The organism is Mammaliicoccus vitulinus, from assembly GCF_029024305.1.
GTDB classification, from domain to species: domain Bacteria; phylum Bacillota; class Bacilli; order Staphylococcales; family Staphylococcaceae; genus Mammaliicoccus; species Mammaliicoccus vitulinus.
In genome coordinates, this window is the sequence record NZ_CP118974.1 from 110,436 (window position 1) to 131,959 (window position 21,524).

Below are 21,524 nucleotides of genomic sequence, written 5' to 3' on the forward strand. Positions count from 1 at the left end.
TTAAAGCCTCTTTTCTTAAAATATGATTAGTGTAAGGTATAAACCTAAGAGTGTTACAAATAGGACTGGAATAGTAATGATAATTCCAGTTTTAAAGTATGTTCCCCACGAAATCTTCACACCTTTTTGTGTTAAGACATGTAGCCACAATAATGTTGCTAAAGAACCAATCGGTGTTATTTTAGGTCCTAAATCAGAACCTATGACATTCGCATAAATCATACCTTCTTTTAATATACCTGTAGCACTGGATTGACCAATCGCTATTGCATCTATTAAAACAGTTGGCATGTTGTTCATGATTGAAGATAAGAAAGCAGCTATAAAGCCCATACCCATAATACTGCTGAACAACCCATAACTTGAAATATTTGTTAGGATATCCCCAAGAATCGTTGTAATACCTACATTTTTTAGTCCAAACACAACAAGGTACATACCAATAGAGAATACAACAATATTCCATGGTGCTCCTTTAATGACTTGTTTTGTATGAACTGCTTTAGATTTACGAGCTAATATTACAAAGATAAGAGCAATAATACCAGCAATGATTGACACAGGTATTTGAATAAACTCACTAACAAGATAACCCACAAGTAGTAATGCTAATACAATCCATGAAAGCTTAAATAATTTAGGGTCTTTAATTGCATTTTTAGGGTCTGAAAGATTTTCTGTATCGAACCTTTTAGGTATAGATTTTCTGAAATATAACCATAAAACAAGGATACTAGCAATCAGAGAGAATATATTAGGAATAATCATTCGACTAAAATACTCAACAAATCCAATATCAAAGTAATCTGCAGAAACAATATTAACTAAGTTACTTACAATTAAGGGCAGTGATGTAGTATCTGCAATAAAACCACAGGCAATAATAAAGGGGAAAATCATTTTTTTATTAAATCCTAGATTCCTTACCATCGCTAATACAATGGGCGTTAAGATTAAAGCTGCACCATCATTGGCGAAAAATGCTGCTCCAATTGCCCCTAATATCATGATGAAAACAAACATTTTTAATCCATTACCGTTTGAAGCCTTAACCATATGTATCGCAGACCATTCGAAAAATCCAATTTCATCTAATATTAATGAAATAAGAATAACAGCTACAAATGTTAAGGTAGCATTCCAAACAATACCTGTTACTTCTAATACATCAGAAAAACTTACGACTCCCGTAATGATAGCAACGACAGCTCCAATTAAAGCTGTAATACCAATATCTAAACCTTTCGGTTGCCATATCACAAAGAGTAAAGTTAAAAGAAAAATCACAATTGCTAATATTGTCATCAACACTCACCTTGTTTCATACTTTTACATACACATCGTTCATTAGATGTATTAATAAGATTTAAATTGTGATTAACATCATCTAAAATTTCATGATTAAGTCGATACATATGTTTATTACCTTCTTTTCGTGAAAAAACTAATTGCTTATCGACTAATGACTTCATATGATGACTTAGCGTTGGCTGTGAAAATTGAAAATGTTCCAGTAAATCACAAGCACATAGTTCACCACATGAAAGTAAATCTATTATTTCTAATCTGCTTGGATCAGATAAAACTTTTAATATTGATGCTAGTTCTTGATAAGACATAGCCATACCTCCCTTACGTTATATAGATTATCATCTATATATATAATTGTCTATGTAATTTGTTCTTGTGGATCTATGGGATTGAGGAATGAGAAAAAACCGCATCATCTACCGATAAGCAGAAAGATATCATAAGCGATGCGGTTTTTCATTAATTCACAATATGAAAATGGGGTTGCATACTTCAGAATTACGAAACGTATCATAAACGAAGTTGCATTTTATTTTTTTCATAAAGAGAGGTTGAATTTAATGGTATTGAGGGTAGTTTTTTGTGAAAGTTATAATTAATGAGACCATATTACAAAAGAGATCTAATAAAATTATTAGATCTCTTTTACTACCGTGACCATATCGTCATTCATGACAAGATCAGCTTCTCTATCATAAGGCGTAGGGTCTCTATTAATGATAACGAGGTTTTGTCCTTCGAAATTAGAAATTAATCCTGCAGCTGGTTGAACGACTAGTGAGGAGCCTAAGACAACTAATGTGTCTGCTTCTTTTATTTTTTGAATAGCATGACTTATAGTACTTTGATTTAAGACTTCCCCATAAAGTACAATGTCAGGTCTAATGGTATTACTGCAATCTTCACACTGACGTAAATGATGATCCATGACATAGTTCTTAGTATATGTTTTGTGGCATTCAATACAATAAAATCGATTTAATGTACCATGAAGTTCATCTACTTTAGAACTTCCTGCATCAGAATGTAGAGCGTCGATATTTTGGGTAATGACACCTAATGATCGATGGTCTTTTTCAAGTTGTGCGATCCATTCGTGAACGAGATTTGGTTTTTTATCTGCTATAAGTAAGCGTTTATGATAAAATTCAACAAATCCTTCAGGGTCATCTTGTAGATAATCCGTACTTAGTAAATATTCAGGTGAGTAACCATCTTTTGAAATTTCATCAAATAAACCACCCATAGAACGAAAATCAGGAATACCACTTGCTACAGACACACCAGCACCTGTGAAAAATGTGATTTTATTAGATGCATCTATAATGTCTTTGAATTGTTCAATTTTACGGTTCATATAGCTCACTCCATTTAGTTAATTTTAAATTTAAAAAAGTATTTTATCAAATATAAAAAGCGAAGCGTTAAAGCACTTCGCTTTTTATTATATATTCCTTTATTCTGGATCTCCATCTTCATCATATTTCGTTACATCGCCATATTCATCAACAATGTAAGAGCCGGCTAAATTACCATCTTTATCAGTGAATGAGAATCCCCAGTCTCCGTTATTACTTTGTTCGGGTTCTTTGTAAGTATATTGATCAGTATCTAAACTGTGACCTTCGTAAGATTCAACAAAATCGATTACATTTCCACGAGTGACACTAGTACTATCGTCGTCATCACTGTTATCAATTTCGCCATCTTCATCATATTTCGTGACGCTACCGTATTTATCAACAATGTAAGAGCCAGCTAAATTACCATCTTTATCAGTAAATGAGAAACCCCAATTACCTTTATCATTTTTTTCAGGTTCTTTGTAAGTATATTGATCAGTATCTAAACTGTGACCTTCATAAGATTCAACAAAATCAATTACATTTCCACGAGTGACACTGGCACTATAGTCATCATCATTGTTATCAATTTCGCCATCTTCATCATATTTCGTGACGTTACCGTATTTATCAACAATGTAAGAACCAGCTAAATCACCATCGTTGTCAGTGAATGAAAATCCCCAACTACCATTATCATCTTTTTCAGGTTCTTTGTAATTATATTGAACAGTATCTAAACTATGACCTTCATAAGATTCAACAAAATCAATTACATTTCCTCGAGTGACAATGCTTTTGTCATTATTGCTATTACGCTTCTGATTATTATTATCTGATGATGTATTGTTATTTGACGATGATTGGTTATCGTCATTATTGTTGTCATTACTATTTTCTGCTTGTTCGTTTGAGTCTTTAGCGTCTTTAGTATCACTACCAGAACCTGTATTAATATTGATATCACATGCTGATAGCGTCATAGTAGCTAAAATAACACCAATGCCTAAGTATTTAAATTTCATAAAATTCCTCCTTCTAAAATAAATATTATTGTTACAAATTATTATACAGAATTAATTGTTAAAAATCTTTTTATTTTTAAATGTTTTTTTAATCAAAGTTATAATTGTAATATTAGGATGTTAATATTGTTATATTAAATAATATAAATAGGGGACAATGTAATGAATTTAGATGAGAAATCATATGTTGAACAGCAAGTTGCTAATCGTTCTAAATCACTAGTAATATCTTATGTATTATGGTTTTTTCTAGGTGCACTTGGAGGGCATAGGTTTTATTATGGTAAGACATGTTCTGCTATAGTATTACTTTTGATAACTTTATTTACATCTTGGTGGAGTTTTGGAATTTTTATGTTCATTTGGCTTATTATAGATGCGCTTCTGATTCCAAGTTGGAAAAGAAGAAATGAACAATCAATAAGAGAACAAGCTATTTCAGAAGTGAAAATTATGAGCAATAATTAATTTGAGCTAACAGGGAGTGAGATAGAAATCTAAAATGTTTATTTAGATTTCGTCGTCTCATTCCCTGTTTTTTTGTTTGAAAATCGAAATGAATGATTGCCTACGAAAAGTAAGGGATAAGTGTACCTTCAGTAATGGAGGTTTTTATCAATTTCTTTTATACTTTACATAAAACTTGAGAATAGAGGTTAACACCGTGAAAAAATTATGGATTTTAGGAATTGGCTTAATAGTAGTTGTTGTGATCATTATTGGTTATATTTTTACAAACGCGGATGGTCAAAAACAATCTGATGTTAAAAAACATACAGCGCACTCAAAGTTAGATCGTAATCAGACGCCGACGCTATTTTTACATGGATATGGTGGTAGTGCGAATTCTGAAAAATTTATGGTTAATCAGGCTAAGAAAAAGGGTGTCACTAAGGATGTTATGACAGCAGTTGTATCTCAAAATGGTGAGGTTGAACTTAAAGGAAAATTGCCGAAAGATTCAACTAACCCAATTGTACAAATTGAGCTGGAAAATAATCAACAAGGTGATCTTGATGAAAATGCTAAATGGTTTAAAAACGTATTAATCCAATTACAAAAAGAGTATAAAATTAAAAAGTTTAATTTCGTAGGACATTCAATGGGAAATTTATCATTCGCAAAATATATGTTGGCCAATGGTAAAGATCAAACATTACCACAATTAAATAAACAAGTGAATATTGCTGGAACATTCAACGGCGTATTAAATATAAATGAACAAGTGAATGAAATCAGTGTAGATGCTGACGGTAAACCTAGTCGCATGAACCCGCCATATCCAGACTTACTCCAGCTTAAAGATATTTATAAAGGAAAACATATAGAAGTGTTGAATATATACGGAGATATAAAAGACGGCACGCATTCGGACGGTCGTGTATCAAACAGCTCTTCAAAATCATTAAAATATTTACTGGGAAATAGTCCTAAAAGTTATCAAGAATCTAAATATGAAGGCAAAAAAGCACAGCACAGTCAATTACATGAAAATCGGAAAGTTGCTAATAAGATCATTAAATTCTTGTGGGAAAAATAAAATGATATATGTTGATTACTGCCTAAAAGATATTACACAAAATTATGGACTTGACTTATGTATGAAAGCTTAGGCACCAGGACGAATAAAAAAAGAGACATCAGCATTAATGCCGATGTCTCTTTTTTTGATGTGTGCATTATGATTGTATATCTTCATCCATTTGAGCTTCAAAGTCATCGAGCAATGCAAGAGCTTCGTCTGTCGTATGTGTACTCATCAATTGATGTCTCAGTTCGCCAGCACCTCTAATGCCACGTACGTAGATTTTAAAGAATCTGCGTAAAGGCTTGTATAGTCGAGATTCATCTTTGGAATATTTGTTGAACAATGCTAGATGTAATCTCAACAGATCTAATAGTTCTTTACTCGTATGTTCGCGTGGTTCTTTTTCAAAAGCAAAGGGATTATGGAAAATACCTCTGCCAATCATTACACCATCAATGCCATATTTTTCTGCAAGTTCAAGGCCTGTTTTTCTGTCTGGAATATCACCATTAATGGTTAACAATGTATTTGGTGCGATTTCGTCGCGCATTTTTTTGATTGCTTCGATCAATTCCCAGTGTGCATCTACTTTACTCATCTCTTTGCGCGTACGGAGATGGATAGATAAGTTTGCAATATCTTGTTCGAAGACGTGTTTTAACCAGTCTTTCCACTCGTCTATTTCATAATAACCGAGTCGAGTTTTAACACTTACCGGTAGACCGCCTGCTTTAGCTGCTTGAATAATTTCAGCTGCAGTTTCAGGTCGCAGAATCAAGCCAGAACCTTTACCTTTGCTTGCCACATTAGCTACTGGGCAGCCCATATTTAAATCAATACCTTTAAAGCCCATCTCTGCCAAACCGATACTCATTTCTCGGAAATGCTCTGGCTTGTCACCCCATATATGAGCGACCATAGGCTGTTCATCTTCACTGAATGTTAAGCGTCCGCGAACACTGTGTACACCTTCAGGATGACAAAAGCTCTCAGTATTTGTAAATTCAGTGAAAAATACATCAGGTCTACCTGCTTCACTCACAACATGACGAAAGACGATATCTGTAACGTCTTCCATAGGCGCTAATATAAAAAATGGACGTGGTAATTCACGCCAAAAATTTTCTTTCATAATATATTTAAACCTTCTTTTCTATTAATATCTCGACTTTTTGTCCATGATGATAATACCATAAATTGTGAACTTACACAAAAGAATGTTTACGAGTCACAGCTTTAATGTAGAGATGTCTGACAGTAGTCTAAAATGAGTCTAAGGATTATGACGATTATACCAATGTAGACCGCAACAAACGAACGTCTTTAATTATCTTCAATTACATCTACTAATCTAACTAGAAATTTGGTATGTTCAGGGCGAATCAATCCTAATTATCTTCAATTCATCTTAATTCATTACTAATAGTTATAAGTACCGTCTTTATAATTTATATGTACGCCTTTTTGAGTATTAGATACCCAAACATTTAAGTTTACCGTCTTACCGCCATCATTAATAGAGTATACTCTTACGTGTGTCCCACGTGGTAACAGTTCATCATTATTATAAACAGGTCTGACATCATAATATATTTTCGCTTCAGGGTGATTATTAATCGCGTTTCTCACTTGTGTTTCCGGATACCCCATACCGCCACCTTCACTCGCTCTATTACTACCAACATTTTGAGATCTTGTACCTAATGTTAGATTATGAGTTTCCATATCTCCGCCTAAAGACCATGCTAGTGAGTGAGATTTATTATAAATGTAACCTCTATATCCATCTAACTGTATAATTTGGTTATTACTTTCTGTACCTCTCCATCTTTTATCAAAAGAATCATAAGTACCATCTTTATATTCGCCTGCAAGTCTAACCGTTGAATCAAAAGAGGGGCGTTCTTGAGCTTTAGAAGAATGACTATATACTGCTTGTTTAGTTACGAGGGCTGTCACTCTTCCACCACGTCCTAAATTATCTAAATCTGAATAATCAGCCCAAAATTTATCCCGCCCATTTTTATTAATGAGTTGTTGATCATAATCTGTGAGCGTTGTTTTATTATCATTCAATAAAGCGTAGTTTTCTTCGTTTGTCTGTATCTTAATTAACGCTTTATCGTCTTCGCTTGTTTTAACAGTTGATTTTTTATTAAAAGCTTTCGTCGTTAATTCATTTAAGCCTTTATCTATTTGATTATTGGCTTCTTTTTTTAACTCCCTTTTAATATCTTGTTCTAAATCACACCCAGCTAGTAGGGTAGTTGTAATAAATATTGCTAGTAATATCTTGATGTACTTCACATTTTTCAACCTTTCTTATTTAATACTTTAGTATCCTATTTCTGTTGCTTATCAATAAAAGTCTTAATTTAATTTTATATTACATTATATATATATACCAATGTTTTAACCGCTTCTTTTATAGCTTCTTTTTAATCCATTCGACATTAAATTAATAATTATAAATAAATATAAAATAGCAACTAAAGGTGCATAGAAAGTCCACCAGTTTGATGTGAGTTCGTTTGAATGGAATCCTAATAAACTGCTTAGATCATTTATACTTGGCCGTTCTATAATTTCACATGCTGGACCGTAACAGACTTTTGTACCTCCGAAAAAGAATTTGCAGAAAGCTAAGTGTGTCATGACGAGTAATGTTTGAAAACATATTCTAAGAAATATAATAATGTATTGTGTTTGTATGTTGGGTAATACATGTTTTATAAAGATATGTATATGACTAGGACTGATAGTATAGGCAATGTTGATATATTCTTTATCCAATATTTGTTGCGTTGCTTCTTTAATGAGCATTGTGGTAGTTGGTGTCATTAAAATCGTCAAAATAATAATGTTGTAAATGATTCTAAATTGAGTTGTTGTCGTAAAACCATCTATTGTTTCATATAGTAAAGGTTGCAATAAAAAAATAAAGGAAACCCTTAAATTTAATTATTAGGGGTTTCCTTTATTATGTGAATTTAAATATTAAAAATTTATTATTTAATATTTTTTTCAACAACTTCAATATCTTTAAGGTAATCTTCTTCTGTATAATCTACTATTTTTCCAAGCTCATTTTTCAGGTTTTTTGCCATAGGTTTCATTGAAGCATAATTCAAACTTCCCGATACGACACCACCAACAACAGGAATAATTTTTGAGATTCCTTTTCCAAAAGTACTTTTTGTTAATTTTATACCGAATATTTTAAGGACTTTTTTCAATATAGGATAAAAAGTAGTTTTGGTTAGTGCTTGTTTTGGTATTTGTTGTAAAGCTGTCTTAGATGCTTGAATTGATGCGACACGTATTGTAGAACCAGCAGCTGTGACACCTAACATAACGCCCATAAATAAAATTAAATGATTTTTAGCTTCGTCTGTAAGTTCATTATTTTCATCAAAAAGACTTTTATACCCATATACATAAGAAATTTCTTGAGCAATCTTAAGTACAAAACCATAAAATTGTGCTAAATCTGCTGGTATTGTAGCTGCAACAGCAATGCCTCCTGGTAAGCCTGTAGCAAATGAAGCACTTGTTGATTTAAGTACATTAGATGAAATTACTTTATCAGCAATTTCATCTAATTCTTTTTTACTAAATAATTTTTCAGGACCTTTTTCTAATAAATCTGTCGCTTTTACAGAGGTATTTCTAAATTGTTTAACCAAGAATTCTTCTCTATTAACTTTAACGAACGGTAATTTAATAGATGTTTCTATAACTGATAAAGCTGTTTCTTCTGGACTCATGTTTTTAATCTCCTTTATAATTTTACTTTTTTATATGACTGAAATTCTGTTGGTTTTATATTTACTTCGTATATCATTCAATATTTAAAAATATATATGATACAGAATTCATAAATAAAATACTTCCTTATGAGTTTAGAACAATTGTATGTTGTTAAACTATATAATTTAAAAAATATTTAAAATTTTTATTGGTAGTAATATTTTTATAGTGTTGCCAAATAAAAAAAGACAGTATTTAACTGTCTAATTTCCAAATATATATTTCATTTTATTGAATATGCGCCTTTTAACTGTCTTATACTCAATTTCTTCATAGCGGTCTTTGTGTCCATCATCGTTCTCAATAACGAATAATGCTTCAATGATTTTTTTCTTCGTTTCTTCATTCATCTTAATCAAATAACCATCTCCTTAATTTGTTAATATTATATTAACATGTTAGATAGTCATTTTTTGTCTACTTAATAATAGCCCATAATTTTATTGATTTCTTCTAAATATTTATCTTTTATAGACTTTGGTGATAGAACTTTAACTCTACTACCTTGTGACAATAACCACATTACAATACCATCACCAATTACTTCTACTTCAACTGTGAATTTATTTTCTTTGAAGTCTTTTTTTAATAACTTAGCAGTAGGAAAACGGTCTAATACTGACTCTATAATACCACCATTAAATTCAAACGTGACTCTTTTCCAGTCTCCTCCATACATAAAATACGCTCTTTTCTTTAATTCACCTTCTTGATAATACTTAGTTCCCGAGTTTTTAATTTTCAGGTTCACTATTTCAAAGTTTTGAATGCAATCTACTCTATAAATCAATGTATATCCTTTTTCATTAGCACCAACTACATAAAAATACAACTCTGAAAATGTTGTATATAACGGTCTGATAATATGTTCCTTTTCCTGATTCCATGCGTTGTAATATGTGAATTTAATGCTTTTACCTTCAGTTGCTACTTTGTTAAGTTCCCATATCTTATTAAATAAAGGTTCTTCATGGCTCATCTCTTTATAATGATATAATTCTGATTTAATCGTCTGATTAATAATACGTTTATCTTCATCATTCACTGTAGAGGTAAGTTGTTCGATAACATTTTTGATTTCACTTTTACTTAATCCTCTTGTTGATATTAATATCTTTAAAATAACGAGTATATGTTGTTTATCAAACACTTCTTTTTTAGTCTCTTTCATAAAATACACATTTTTAGTTCTATCATATTCTATTTTTAATTGGTCTGTATCTTCATTTTCAGAAAAAAATTGGTTTAAAGATGACACATATCGTTGTATCGTTCTTGGAGACTTATTACCAAAATATGTTGCGATTTCTGATTTTGATATTTCTTCTCCTCTTCTAAACTTTAAATATAATTCTAATATCTCTGTTGATTTAGCCATTATTATTCATTCTCCATTTCATCTGATTAGTAAATGATACATTTTCTATAACGACAATATTTGTCTACCCAACATTATATACTGATTATAGATTATTAACTAACTTTAATAATTGTTAATAAGGGGTGAGAATAATGAAATTAGAATGTTATGAGATCGTATCTTAAAAGAATAAAAAAATGGTGAAAATCTCAAAATAAAATATAAAGGCGGAAAATCTATGAACTTACAAAATAATTCAACAAATCCATTAGCATTTCAAAATGTATCTACAGAAGAAAAAAATTTAACTACTATCATGTGGATTCTTAGTTTCTTTACAAGCTTTATTGGGCCATTATTGATTTGGTTAATGAAAAAAGATGAATCAGAATATATCAATCAACAAGGGAAAAACTGTCTGAATTTCATTATATCTTATGGAATATATGTCGTCATATCAACGATTTTAACTGCGATAGTGATAGGGGCTATTTTCTTAATAATTATAGGAATTGCGACAGTTGTATATTGCATTTTAGGTGCAGTAGCAAATAATAAAGGTGAAGATTTTAAAGTGCCTTTTACTTTTGAAATTTTAAAATAGGTGGATTAATCATTGCTATGGCTAATCATTTAAATAAACATAAATGATTGGCCTAACAATGCGTAGAGGCTAGGGGATAGTGCAATTACTTTATCATTTCATCATATATGAGTTACAAAAGAAGTGAGTCTAATAGTGAACAACTTTCTAATTATTAGAGCTATAGAATAAAAAAGAGTAATCAACAATTAAATTTTTTCCTTGTTCAAATATATTATATATATACAAAAAGCCCTTCAGCTATGCGAGAAGGGCTCTTTGACATATTTAATTGTATTTTCAATCCAATCTTCTTTATCACCAACTGCACCTTCAACTGAAACAGCATTTTTGTGTGCATAGGTGACTTTATTCTATTAGCTGCTCAAACTATATTTATTTCTCTTAATTTAACTTGAGGGACAGTGAATCTATTGTCTCTTGCATATTTCATAATGCTACCTTTATTTTAAATAACCATATTTACAATTAAAATTAATCCAAGTCCAATTACGGATAGGACAGATTCTAATAAAGTCCATGTTAAAAAAGTTTCTTTAATTGTTAATCCAAAGTATTCTTTAAACATCCAGAAACCTGCGTCGTTTACATGAGAACAGAAGATACTTCCTGCGCCAATTGCTAAAACAACGAGTGAGATATTTATATCAACAGATTGTAATAATGGTAGTACAATACCTACTGAAGAGATTGCTGCAACAGTTGTTGAACCTAATGCTACACGTAAAATAGCAGCTGCTAACCAAGCTAAGAAAATAGGAGACATTTCAGTTCCGTGGAGCATATTAGAAATGGTATCTCCAACTCCACCATCTATCAAGATTTGTTTGAAAGTACCTCCACCACCAATAATGAGTAGTAACATTGCGATAGGGGTAATGGCTTTCGTTATCGTATCCATAATGTCATTCATATTTTGTTTTCTTCTAATACCCATAGTGTAAATCGCAAATAATACGGCGATTAACATTGCAGTGGTAGATGATCCGATGAAGTATATGAAACCTTCAAATCCTGATGCTTTACCATCTTCGTGACCGGTCACTAACTGGACGATTGTAGCAAGTAACATCAAAATAACTGGGCTCAATGCAGTTAATAAACTAATACCAAAACTTGGTTGTTGTTCTGAAGGTAATGATTTCGTTTCCTCAATATCTTCTTGTTTACCAATTTTAGAAAATGCAGTTGGTGCTAATTTGTACGCAATTTTAGGGAATAAACCACCGACAATAATAGCTAATGGAATACCAATAATAATACCGTACATCAAGACATGACCAATATTTGCATGTACAGCTTGTGCAATGGCAACCGGTCCTGGATGCGGTGGTAGGAAACCGTGTGTGATAGCGATAGATGTTGCCATTGGTAGTCCTACTTTTAAATTAGAAACTTTTAATTTTTTAGCTAATGTAAATACAAGTGGTATGAGTAAGACAAATGCTACTTCTAAAAACAGTGAAATACCTATGATAAATGAAGCAATCAACATTGCCCATGTTACATATTTTTCTCCGAATTTTTCAATTAGCTTTTCAGCAATTTTCGTAGCACCACCACCATCTGAAAGTAGCTTTCCTAATATGGCACCTAATCCAAAGATAATTGCGATGTGACCTAACGTATCTCCCATACCTTTTTCAATAGTTTCTACAATTTTATCTAACGGCATACCTAATAAGATACCTGTTAGCATTGAAGTAATAATAAGCGCAATAAATGTATTTAATTTAAATAACATAATTAAAATAAGTAAAATAACAACCCCAATGATAACAGCAATTAATGGCCAAATTTCTCCCATGATCTTAACCCCCTTCTAAAAAGTTATATTAACTATTTAGTTTATAAACTTTCGTTAATGTATCGACTTCTCCCACATTTCCCGGGAAAATAACGTAAGGCATATGATGATATTTTGCTTCATTGCCTGTTAACCAGACTGGTACACCTTTAGTTATTTGCCCGATGACTTTCGCTTTTTTAATGTTTAGCCCCTTGGTTGCTACATCACTAGAAGTAATTCCGCCTTTAGCAATAATAAAGTTTGGTTGTATAGATAACCGTTTAATGATGCTAACTAAACCATTAGATATATTTGTTGATATACTCAAATTATTTGTTAGATCGCCTGTTTTAATCACATCACGAGATGTATATATCACGACATCTTTCCCTTTAGTAATGATGTTTTCAACTTCTGTTGTTAATTTGTCGATATAATCTTGAAAATTAGATTGAGTCACTGCTTTTACATCAAATTCAATTGCATTTATATTGGCGTTTTCCAATAAATGATTGAGTTGAGATGAAGATTTTTTAACGTGAGATCCAACGATAATGATGCCACCATTATTATTTTTTTTGTAATTTTGTAAATTGATGATTTCACCAGGTGTTTCGCATATGGATTTCACAAATGATGCTGCGGTTCTAAATATGAATTTTTTATTGTGATATTTAAGATATTCAACTAAGCAAGCTGTAAAATAATCCATATCTTCATCGTTTAATGCATCTACAACAACAGCATCAAAGTTATTTAAATCACCAAAAGTGTTAAGTATTTGTTCTTTTTCTCTATTTCTAATTTGATCTAAAGTGATATGAAAAACATTCTCTGATTTAATTTCACCTTGGCTTTTTTCTTCTATAAAATCTGCCATTGACGTTGAATCAAATCCAAAAGTAGTATCATTAGCAAATTCACTTTCTGATACTGGGATATATTGATTATCTTCTTTTAAATAATGAATGCCTTTATATGTATAGCGATCGCCTTCAAAGAATTCAGGTAAATAAAAGACGGCATTAAAAGGCTTTGTAGCTGTTTCATTTAAAACATTTGGTTCTAAATAAAAGTGACCACGCAATGTTGAATCTCCACGACTAATAATTAAATAAGGTTTATTTAATTTCTGTGATACATTTTCAATATTTTTACTTAGTTCTTGATGTAATTGTGTTGTTTCTAGTGCGTTCAATGCGCGTGAATTCGTTAAAATATAAAACATATTGTTAGGTTGTTCAAATGCATCAGTTAAGAGCGATTCAGTCCAATCGGTATATACAGGTAAATCTTTTACTGTTTGAGTTCCTGTTGGATCATCGTCTAAAACGACGATTTTGTAATCTAAACTTTCTAATTCTTTATTAAATGTGTCGTTTACATGTTGGTTTATTAAATCTTTATTTAACATTTATTCATCACCTACATATTATTGATTTTTTCAAAATATTTAATAATTCCAGCTTGATCATTTGATCCATTGCCTTGATTCACTTCAGATTTAAAAATTTCTTTCACTTGGTTTACGAGAGGCAGTGTTAAACCAATCGTATCTGCAGTAGAAGTAACATTTTTTAAGTCTTTCAAATTAATATCGAGCGTTCCTCCAGCTTGATAATCTTGTTCAATCATTTTAGGGAATTTTGCCTCCATAGCTGCTGATCCTGCTAATCCGTGTCTGATTGCTTCGAACATTTCATTTAAATCAATATCAAATTTTTTAGCTAATAGTACGCCTTCAGATAATGCTGCAATATTTGTGTTTACAATAATTTGGTTTGCTAATTTAACTACGCTTCCAGATCCAACATCTCCAACTCTTATCACTGATTTAGATACGGGCTGTAATACTTTTTTAAGTTCTGGAAGTATCTCAGCATCACAACCAACCATTACTGATAATTCACCTGTAATTGCTAAAGGTTCTCCACCACTCACCGGTGCATCGATGTATTTGATAGCTTTTTCTTCTAGTACTTTACTGATTTCAAGAGATTCATTTGGTGTAAGGGAACTCGTATCAATGACATATTTAATATTAATTTCATCTTTATCGAGAATTGAATCTTCTCCACTATATAAAACAGACTTAACAATCGCACCATTTGGTAAAGATAGGAATAGATAATCTGCTTGTTTCGCCAGTTCATCTATTGAAACTACTTGTGCGCCTTCGTTAACCAATTCAGTTTCTGCTTCTTTATTCAAATCATTAACGAGTACTGTGTTATTTGCTTTTAGTAAGTTTTTAACCATAGGTTTACCCATAATGCCTAATCCAATAAATCCAATATTCATATTAATTCCTCCAATGTAAGCGGTTACGTTAGATTGTATACCAAATTTAATTAAATGTATACATTTTAAAGTTGAAAAATTTATAGTAGTATATAGACAAGGAGCTGAGTCTATTGATACACAACGGTTTGACGGTATATCAAAAAATTAGAAATGACATTATTTCAGGTGAATTACAACAAAATGAAAAATTGACAGAAGCTAAATTAGCAAAAAAATATAATGTGAGTAGAACGCCTATTAGAGAAGCGATTAAGCAGTTGGAAATCGAATATTTTATTAAAGACGGCTATGTTTTTGTTCCAACAAGTGAAGAATATAGAGCTATTTTTGAAATGAGAATTTTGTTAGAAACACATGCGTTAAGTAAAGCATGTATTGTTTATACAAAAGAAGATTTAGCAGAATTAAAAGGGTACACTGACATTGATATTAACCAAGAAGATGAAGAAACGATTATTGAAACGAACGACTTATTTCATCAAAAAATAATGAAAGCAACAAACAATCAGTTCATCATAGACACTTATCAGAAGTTGAAAAGTTATATTTATTTATTTAGTAAAACAGTTATTGATAAGAGAAGACCTGGTCTGATTGAAGAACATAAAGCCATTGTAGAAGCAATGATTAATCATGATGATAAACGAGCGGTTCAATTACTAGAAGAACACTTAAAAAAAGATTTAGAATTCAGTCTGTATTATTTAATTAATAATACAAATTAATAATGACCAAATCCCATGCTATTTGGATTAGCATGGGATTTAATCATTTTATTTATAAAAAAATAATGCCCATATATTATGGACACCATTTTTAAAAATATTACATTGTACTTGTATCAATAACGAAACGATATTTAACATCTGAAGATAAGACTCTTTCATATGCTTCATCAATTTGATCAGCTGAAATTAATTCGATTTGTGGTTCAATGTTGTGTTTTGAACAGAAATCTAACATTTCTTGAGTTTCTCTAATACCACCAATTGCTGAACCTGCAAATGATCTACGATGTCCTATTAAATTTGCAACTCGTAATGATATAGGCTCTGCTGGTGCACCAACGTTAACGATTGTACCGTCTAATGCTAATAATTTAAGGTAATCATCTATTTTTAAGTTAGCACTTACTGTATTAATAATTAAATCAAATGAGCTTGCAAGTTGTTCAAATGTTGCTTCATCACTTGTTGCATAATAATGAGAAGCGCCTAATTTCAAGCCGTCTTCTTTTTTATTTAATGTTCGTGATAATACTGTTACTTCAGCGCCCATAGCATGTGCAATTTGAACAGCCATGTGTCCAAGTCCACCCATACCGATAACAGCTACATTTTTACCTTCGTATGCTTTCCAGTGATTTAAAGGTGAATACGTCGTAATACCAGCACAAAGTAATGGTGCAGCGGCGTCTAAACCAATATTATCAGGAATGCGTAGTACAAAATCTTCATGTACGACTATATGTGTTGAGTAGCCGCCTTGAGTTGGTTCGCCATATCTATCCGTACCTGCATATGTGCCAACGTTTCCTTTTAAGCAGTACTGTTCTTCGCCGTTTTGACAATGTTCACATTCACCACAAGAGTCTACCATGCAACCAACGCCGACACGGTCATCGATTTGATATTTACTGACATCAGAACCGACTTCTTTAACAATACCAGCGATTTCATGACCCGGTACTAATGGGTAGTTAACAGGACCCCATTCTCCATGTGCAGTGTGAATATCTGAGTGACATATTCCTGCGTATTTAATTTCTATTAAAATATCATGTTTATCAAGATCACGTCTTGTAATTTCTGTAGCGTAAAAATTGGAATCCGGACTGTTTACAGCTCTTGCTTTAGCATTCATCATAAATTAATTCCTCCGTTACTTATGTGATAGAATATCATTATTAATATTCTTCATTGTTTATAATAGACCCTTGAGTATAGTCTACGTCAATTAATATGACTCACTTATGAGACATGTTGTGGTCTCTGTGAAAATAATATTTAGCTTTAAATGGCTTGTATGTTAGCAATTCTTTTGAGTTGGTTCAGTATTTCATTGATATTCATTCTAACTGTATGGCAAAATGTATGTAATACATTAAGGGGTGTCATATGAAGATAAATAAAATCATAAATAACAATGTGATTAGTGTCATCCAAAACAATCGTGAGCGTGTTGTGATGGGGAAAGGGATTGGGTTTCAAAAACAAGAGGGTGACATCGTTGAGGAGTCGAAGATTGAAAAGATTTTTAATCTAAGTAATGAAGAGATATCTGAACGTTTCAAAACGTTATTAATTGAAGTGCCGATTGAGGTTGTACAAGCTGTTGAGAAAATTATTGAAGTTGCAAAGGTTAAATATCATAAAGATTTAAGCGATACGATTTATGTTGCACTGACTGATCATATTAACTTTGCAATTGAGCGTCAACAAGAAGGTATGGCTATAAAAAATGGCTTGCTATGGGAAATTAAAAAATTCTATCCTTCAGAGTACGAAATCGGGATGCGTGCTTTGGATTGGATCTATGAAATTGTCGGTGTGACATTGCCAGTTGATGAAGCAGCTTTCATCGCCATTCATTTATTAAATGCAGAGCATAATAATTTTGCAGATTTTAATCAAGTGACTGAAATGGTACAGAATATTTTAAGTTTAGTGAAATATCACTTTAGATTAGACTTTGATGAAGAAAGCTTAACTTACTTCAGATTTGTGACACATTTAAAATTTCTTGCACAACGTATTATTTCTGAGCATCCACTGGATACGAGTGAGGTTGAGCTTTACGATATTGTAAAAGAGAAGTACAAAGATGCGTTTAAGTGTGTGAAGAAGATTGAAAACTTTTTACTGAAAAAGTATCAATATGATATGACACATGACGAAGCTTTATATTTAACGATTCATATACAGAGATTAATATCCAGAAATGAAAGCGTTGACAATTGAAAATTATGTGCTATATTTATGTTAACAAAACAAAATAAACAAATTAATTGTTTAGGATTGTAACTGTTCGGCAGGCGAGACCTAAACCATTAATAGATGAATTTATCTTAGGATGAGTATGTCTATTTATGGTTTAGGTCTCTTTTTATTGTTCTAAACAATACGGGAGTGAAAAAAATGGCAAATGAGCAAAAATTGGCTGAAGGTATTCTTAAAAATATCGGCGGCAGTGGTAATGTAAAGAATTTAACGCATTGTATGACACGTTTGAGATTTGTGTTAAAGGATGAAAGTAAGGCGAATGATGAAGAAATTAAGAACCTTGATGGGGTAATGGGTTTACGTAAACAAGGTGGGCAATATCAAGTTATTGTTGGTAATAACGTTTCACATACGTATACGGCGTTAATGAAATTAGGCGTGAGTGGTGGCGCTAAAAGTAACGAACCTGTTGAAAAGAAAAAATTAACGGTCAAACAAGTTGGTATTAATATTTTAGACGCAATTATTGGTACGATGTCTCCATTAATTCCTGCCATCATCGGTGGGTCTATGATTAAATTATTAGCAATGCTGTTAAATATGACGGGTGTATTATCAGAGGAAAGTTCAACTTATAATATTTTAAACACGATCGGGGATGCACCATTCTTCTTCTTACCGTTGCTTGTCGCAGTATCTGCAGCTCGGAAGTTTAATAGTAATGTATTCTTGGCACTGGCAATCGCAGGGGTCATGGTTCACCCAGTATTTATGGAGATTATGGAGAAAGCAGCTGAAGGTAAGGAAGCAACATTTGCATTTATACCGGTTATGTCAGTGAAATATACGTATACGATTATTCCTGCAATCGTTATGACATGGTTGCTGAAATATATTGAAGATTTTGCAGATCGTATTACACCAATTGTGATGAAAAACTTCTTAAAACCAATGTTGATCTTATTAATTGCAGCACCTATAGCGATTATTATTGTTGGACCGACGGGTATTTTAATTGGTACAGGTTTATCTGAAATTGTCTTCTTTGTACATGATAAATTAGGATTTTTAGCAGTAGCAATTGTTGGTGCGTTATGGCCATTATTAGTGATGACAGGTATGCACCGAGTGTTTACACCAACGATTGTTCAAACAATTGCTGAAACAGGTGAAGAAGCTATGGTTATGCCATCTGAAATTGGTGCAAACTTATCTCTTGGCGGTGTTTCACTTGCAGTAGCATTCAAAACTAAAAATAGAGAATTACGTCAAACATCATTGGCAGCAGCGTCGTCAGCTATTATAGCGGGTATTACTGAACCTGCATTATATGGGGTAGCGATTCGATTAAAACGTCCAATGATCGCATCCATTATTACAGGGTTTGTAGCAGGAGCGGTTGCTGGTCTTGCGGGACTAGCAAGTCACTCTATGGCAGCACCTGGTCTATTTACAAGTGTACAATTTATAGATCAAGACAATCCAATGAGTATCCTATGGGTTATTGTCGTTATGGTTTTATCAGTTGTGCTTTCATTTATTTTAACGTTAGTGATTGGATTTGAAGATATTCCAGAATCAGAAGATGAATTATTAGATTTAGGTACGAAAGATAATATGACTGTTGCAGCACCAGTTGAAGGTAGAATTAAACCGATTTCGAGTGTTGAAGATGATGTATTTAGTAGAGAAGTAATTGGGAAAAGTATCGCGATTGAACCAACAGGTCATACAATTTATGCACCGGTAACAGGTACAGTGACTTCCGTTTTCCCTACGAAACATGCGATTGGTATTACAGGTGATGATGGAATAGAAGTATTAATTCATGTAGGTATCGATACTGTGAAGTTGAATGGTGGACCATTCACATCTGCAATTGAACAAGGAGATCATATGAAGATTGGTGATGTTATTGGAACATTTGATTTAGCTCAAATTATTGAAGCGGGTTATGATCCTACTACAATCGTAGTCATTACAAATACAGATGATTACGACTCCATTACGACATTTGACAAAGTTGACGTTGAAGCACATACATCAATATTAGGAGTGGTTAAAAAATGACGATAAAAACTTTTCCAGAAAACTTTCTCTGGGGTGGTGCAATTGCAGCAAACCAAACTGAAGGTGCCTGGAACATAGGTGGTAGAGGGTTAAGCAATATAGACTTAATCCCTCATGGCGCTAACAGACAAGAGATAAAGCTTGGGTATAAACAATCTAAACTAAGTAATCAAGAATATTATCCAAGTCATACAGGTATAGATTTCTATCATCATTATAAAGAAGATATTGCCATGCTTGCTGAAATGGGATTAAAAGTTTTTAGAACATCTATTTCTTGGAGTAGAATTTATCCGAATGGTGATGAAGCAACACCAAATCAAGCAGGTATTGATTATTACACGGATTTATTTAAAACGTGTAAAGAACATAATATGGCGTTACTCGTAACACTTGCACACTTTGATATTCCGATGGGGATCGTTGAAAAGTACAACGGTTGGAAGAATAGAGCGACAATCGATTTATATATTAAATTTGCAGAAACATGTTTTGAAAACTTTGGACAATACGTTAATTACTGGATTCCATTTAATGAAATCAACGTCGTGTTACACAGTCCGTTTTCAGGTGGTGGCTTATACTTTGATGAAACTGAAAATAGAGAAGAAATATTATATCAAGCAGCACATTACATGTTAGTCGCAAGTGCTAGAGCAGTTGAAAGTTGTCACCGCATCACACCGAAAGCACAAATTGGTTGTATGATAGCAGGAGGCAGTTTCTACCCTTACAGTTGTAACCCAGAAGACGTTTGGAAGTCTATGAATGACGAGCGAACAAATACGTTCTTTGTAGATGTACAAGCAAAAGGGAAATATCCTTTTTATATGGAATCCTTCTTTAAATCTAAAGGAATTCATATTGAAATCAATGAACGTGATAAAGAAATATTGCAACAAACCGTAGATTTTGTAGCATTTAGTTATTACGCATCGAGAACATCGATTGCTGACATTTCAAGAGTAGAACAAAATGAAGGCAATATTATCGTATCAGCTAAGAACCCTTACTTAAAAATGAGTGATTGGGGATGGGTCATTGATCCACTTGGTTTAAGAATCACGATGAATCAAATATATGAAAGATTTGAAAAGCCACTTTTTGTCGTAGAAAATGGATTAGGCGCGAAAGATGAAATAGAAGAAGACGGCACCATTCAAGATGATTATCGTATAGATTATATGCAGCAGCACATAGAAGCAATGTATGAAGGCATTCAAGATGGCGTACCACTATTAGGTTATATTAGTTGGGGCGTCATTGACTTAGTATCAGCATCAACAGGAGAAATGAGTAAACGATACGGAATGATTTATGTTGATAAAGACGACGCCGGTAACGGCACTTTAGAAAGAAGAAAGAAAAAATCATTTAATTGGTATAAACAATTGATACATCAAAATGGAATAGAGAAGTAGATACAGGATAAGAAATA

Annotated in this window: 21 protein-coding genes; 7 read left to right on the forward strand and 14 right to left on the reverse strand. The window is 32.3% G+C overall.

Features of this window, described 5'->3' with window-relative positions; genetic code table 11:
* Positions 1 to 15 precede the first annotated feature (15 nt).
* The 4 genes from arsB to PYW35_RS00590 form a co-directional block, all read right to left on the reverse strand.
* Positions 16 to 1,305: an arsenite efflux transporter membrane subunit ArsB gene (gene arsB / locus PYW35_RS00575; protein WP_103322564.1), complete on the reverse strand. Its 1,290-nt coding sequence runs from the start codon at positions 1,303 to 1,305 to the stop codon at positions 16 to 18.
* The gene (locus PYW35_RS00580) at positions 1,305 to 1,619 is read right to left on the reverse strand and encodes an ArsR/SmtB family transcription factor (RefSeq protein ID WP_031920611.1); all 315 of its coding nucleotides are present in this window, start codon (positions 1,617 to 1,619) and stop codon (positions 1,305 to 1,307) included. Before PYW35_RS00580 ends, arsB begins: the two co-directional genes overlap by 1 nt.
* Positions 1,620 to 1,945: 326 nt before the next feature.
* Positions 1,946 to 2,668, reverse strand: coding sequence for an NAD-dependent protein deacylase (locus PYW35_RS00585; RefSeq protein WP_103322563.1), 723 nt, complete (start codon positions 2,666 to 2,668; stop codon positions 1,946 to 1,948).
* A gap of 99 nt (positions 2,669 to 2,767) precedes the next feature.
* The gene (locus PYW35_RS00590) at positions 2,768 to 3,679 is read right to left on the reverse strand and encodes a hypothetical protein (protein WP_103322562.1); all 912 of its coding nucleotides are present in this window, start codon (positions 3,677 to 3,679) and stop codon (positions 2,768 to 2,770) included.
* A gap of 162 nt (positions 3,680 to 3,841) precedes the next feature.
* Here PYW35_RS00590 and PYW35_RS00595 point away from each other — a divergent pair, with 162 nt between their 5' ends.
* Both PYW35_RS00595 and PYW35_RS00600 read left to right on the forward strand, forming a co-directional pair.
* Positions 3,842 to 4,147 carry a TM2 domain-containing protein gene (locus tag PYW35_RS00595; RefSeq protein ID WP_103322561.1) on the forward strand — a complete coding sequence of 102 codons (306 nt, stop codon included), beginning with the start codon at positions 3,842 to 3,844 and terminating at the stop codon, positions 4,145 to 4,147.
* A 196-nt stretch (positions 4,148 to 4,343) separates the two neighbouring features.
* Positions 4,344 to 5,219 carry an alpha/beta hydrolase gene (locus PYW35_RS00600; protein WP_103322560.1) on the forward strand — a complete coding sequence of 292 codons (876 nt, stop codon included), beginning with the start codon at positions 4,344 to 4,346 and terminating at the stop codon, positions 5,217 to 5,219.
* Between the two features lie 139 nt (positions 5,220 to 5,358).
* On the opposite strand, the gene PYW35_RS00605 is transcribed toward PYW35_RS00600, so the two are convergent.
* From PYW35_RS00605 to PYW35_RS00630, 6 genes are all read right to left on the reverse strand, one after another.
* Entirely contained in the window at positions 5,359 to 6,339 is a 981-nt protein-coding gene (locus tag PYW35_RS00605) for a tRNA dihydrouridine synthase (RefSeq protein WP_103322559.1), read from the reverse strand.
* 287 nt (positions 6,340 to 6,626) lie between these two features.
* A complete protein-coding gene (locus PYW35_RS00610; RefSeq protein WP_103322558.1) occupies positions 6,627 to 7,514 on the reverse strand; it encodes a DNA/RNA non-specific endonuclease in 888 nt (295 codons plus the stop codon).
* A gap of 105 nt (positions 7,515 to 7,619) precedes the next feature.
* Positions 7,620 to 8,138 (reverse strand): ABC transporter permease subunit, encoded by a 519-nt coding sequence (locus tag PYW35_RS00615; protein WP_169925705.1) that lies wholly within the window; start codon positions 8,136 to 8,138, stop codon positions 7,620 to 7,622.
* A 77-nt stretch (positions 8,139 to 8,215) separates the two neighbouring features.
* A complete protein-coding gene (locus PYW35_RS00620) occupies positions 8,216 to 8,974 on the reverse strand; it encodes an EcsC family protein (protein ID WP_103323443.1) in 759 nt (252 codons plus the stop codon).
* A gap of 246 nt (positions 8,975 to 9,220) precedes the next feature.
* Complete coding sequence (locus PYW35_RS00625; protein ID WP_169925689.1) at positions 9,221 to 9,376, reverse strand: hypothetical protein; 156 nt, start codon at positions 9,374 to 9,376, stop codon at positions 9,221 to 9,223.
* A gap of 62 nt (positions 9,377 to 9,438) precedes the next feature.
* A complete protein-coding gene (locus tag PYW35_RS00630; RefSeq protein ID WP_103322902.1) occupies positions 9,439 to 10,395 on the reverse strand; it encodes a helix-turn-helix transcriptional regulator in 957 nt (318 codons plus the stop codon).
* A 220-nt stretch (positions 10,396 to 10,615) separates the two neighbouring features.
* Here PYW35_RS00630 and PYW35_RS00635 point away from each other — a divergent pair, with 220 nt between their 5' ends.
* Positions 10,616 to 10,981, forward strand: coding sequence for a DUF4870 domain-containing protein (locus PYW35_RS00635; RefSeq protein WP_103322764.1), 366 nt, complete (start codon positions 10,616 to 10,618; stop codon positions 10,979 to 10,981).
* Positions 10,982 to 11,429: 448 nt separating this feature from the next.
* On the opposite strand, the gene PYW35_RS00640 is transcribed toward PYW35_RS00635, so the two are convergent.
* The 3 genes from PYW35_RS00640 to PYW35_RS00650 are packed head-to-tail and all read right to left on the reverse strand — an operon-like array spanning position 11,430 to position 15,071.
* Positions 11,430 to 12,791: a gluconate:H+ symporter gene (locus PYW35_RS00640; RefSeq protein WP_103322763.1), complete on the reverse strand. Its 1,362-nt coding sequence runs from the start codon at positions 12,789 to 12,791 to the stop codon at positions 11,430 to 11,432.
* 25 nt (positions 12,792 to 12,816) lie between these two features.
* Entirely contained in the window at positions 12,817 to 14,184 is a 1,368-nt protein-coding gene (locus PYW35_RS00645; protein WP_103322762.1) for a four-carbon acid sugar kinase family protein, read from the reverse strand.
* A gap of 11 nt (positions 14,185 to 14,195) precedes the next feature.
* Positions 14,196 to 15,071: an NAD(P)-binding domain-containing protein gene (locus PYW35_RS00650; RefSeq protein ID WP_103322761.1), complete on the reverse strand. Its 876-nt coding sequence runs from the start codon at positions 15,069 to 15,071 to the stop codon at positions 14,196 to 14,198.
* Positions 15,072 to 15,184: 113 nt separating this feature from the next.
* On the opposite strand from PYW35_RS00650, the gene PYW35_RS00655 reads away from it, so the two are divergent.
* Entirely contained in the window at positions 15,185 to 15,799 is a 615-nt protein-coding gene (locus PYW35_RS00655) for a GntR family transcriptional regulator (protein ID WP_103322760.1), read from the forward strand.
* A gap of 100 nt (positions 15,800 to 15,899) precedes the next feature.
* Here the strand turns inward: PYW35_RS00655 and PYW35_RS00660 are convergent, their stop codons facing one another.
* Positions 15,900 to 16,940, reverse strand: coding sequence for an NAD(P)-dependent alcohol dehydrogenase (locus PYW35_RS00660; RefSeq protein WP_103322759.1), 1,041 nt, complete (start codon positions 16,938 to 16,940; stop codon positions 15,900 to 15,902).
* A 251-nt stretch (positions 16,941 to 17,191) separates the two neighbouring features.
* On the opposite strand from PYW35_RS00660, the gene licT reads away from it, so the two are divergent.
* The 3 genes from licT to ascB all read left to right on the forward strand — a co-directional run bounded on the left by licT (position 17,192) and on the right by ascB (position 21,507).
* Entirely contained in the window at positions 17,192 to 18,034 is an 843-nt protein-coding gene (gene licT, locus PYW35_RS00665; protein ID WP_103322758.1) for a BglG family transcription antiterminator LicT, read from the forward strand.
* Between the two features lie 177 nt (positions 18,035 to 18,211).
* Entirely contained in the window at positions 18,212 to 20,086 is a 1,875-nt protein-coding gene (gene ascF / locus PYW35_RS00670) for a PTS cellobiose/arbutin/salicin transporter subunit IIBC (protein ID WP_103322757.1), read from the forward strand.
* Complete coding sequence (gene ascB / locus PYW35_RS00675) at positions 20,083 to 21,507, forward strand: 6-phospho-beta-glucosidase (protein ID WP_103322756.1); 1,425 nt, start codon at positions 20,083 to 20,085, stop codon at positions 21,505 to 21,507. The genes ascF and ascB overlap by 4 nt, the downstream gene beginning before the upstream one ends.
* The last annotated feature ends 17 nt before the right edge of the window (positions 21,508 to 21,524 follow it).

What these genes read in the sequence shown, in the direction of transcription:
- arsB (WP_103322564.1), bottom strand. Translation starts at nt 1,305, where the DNA reads ATGACAATATTAGCAATTGTGATTTTTCTTTTAACTTTACTCTTTGTG.
- PYW35_RS00580 (WP_031920611.1), bottom strand. Translation starts at nt 1,619, where the DNA reads ATGTCTTATCAAGAACTAGCATCAATATTAAAAGTTTTATCTGATCCA.
- PYW35_RS00585 (WP_103322563.1), bottom strand. Translation starts at nt 2,668, where the DNA reads ATGAACCGTAAAATTGAACAATTCAAAGACATTATAGATGCATCTAAT.
- PYW35_RS00590 (WP_103322562.1), bottom strand. Translation starts at nt 3,679, where the DNA reads ATGAAATTTAAATACTTAGGCATTGGTGTTATTTTAGCTACTATGACG.
- PYW35_RS00595 (WP_103322561.1), top strand. Translation starts at nt 3,842, where the DNA reads ATGAATTTAGATGAGAAATCATATGTTGAACAGCAAGTTGCTAATCGT.
- PYW35_RS00605 (WP_103322559.1), bottom strand. Translation starts at nt 6,339, where the DNA reads ATGAAAGAAAATTTTTGGCGTGAATTACCACGTCCATTTTTTATATTA.
- PYW35_RS00620 (WP_103323443.1), bottom strand. Translation starts at nt 8,974, where the DNA reads ATGAGTCCAGAAGAAACAGCTTTATCAGTTATAGAAACATCTATTAAA.
- PYW35_RS00630 (WP_103322902.1), bottom strand. Translation starts at nt 10,395, where the DNA reads ATGGCTAAATCAACAGAGATATTAGAATTATATTTAAAGTTTAGAAGA.
- PYW35_RS00635 (WP_103322764.1), top strand. Translation starts at nt 10,616, where the DNA reads ATGAACTTACAAAATAATTCAACAAATCCATTAGCATTTCAAAATGTA.
- PYW35_RS00645 (WP_103322762.1), bottom strand. Translation starts at nt 14,184, where the DNA reads ATGTTAAATAAAGATTTAATAAACCAACATGTAAACGACACATTTAAT.
- PYW35_RS00650 (WP_103322761.1), bottom strand. Translation starts at nt 15,071, where the DNA reads ATGAATATTGGATTTATTGGATTAGGCATTATGGGTAAACCTATGGTT.
- PYW35_RS00660 (WP_103322759.1), bottom strand. Translation starts at nt 16,940, where the DNA reads ATGATGAATGCTAAAGCAAGAGCTGTAAACAGTCCGGATTCCAATTTT.
- licT (WP_103322758.1), top strand. Translation starts at nt 17,192, where the DNA reads ATGAAGATAAATAAAATCATAAATAACAATGTGATTAGTGTCATCCAA.
- ascF (WP_103322757.1), top strand. Translation starts at nt 18,212, where the DNA reads ATGGCAAATGAGCAAAAATTGGCTGAAGGTATTCTTAAAAATATCGGC.
- ascB (WP_103322756.1), top strand. Translation starts at nt 20,083, where the DNA reads ATGACGATAAAAACTTTTCCAGAAAACTTTCTCTGGGGTGGTGCAATT.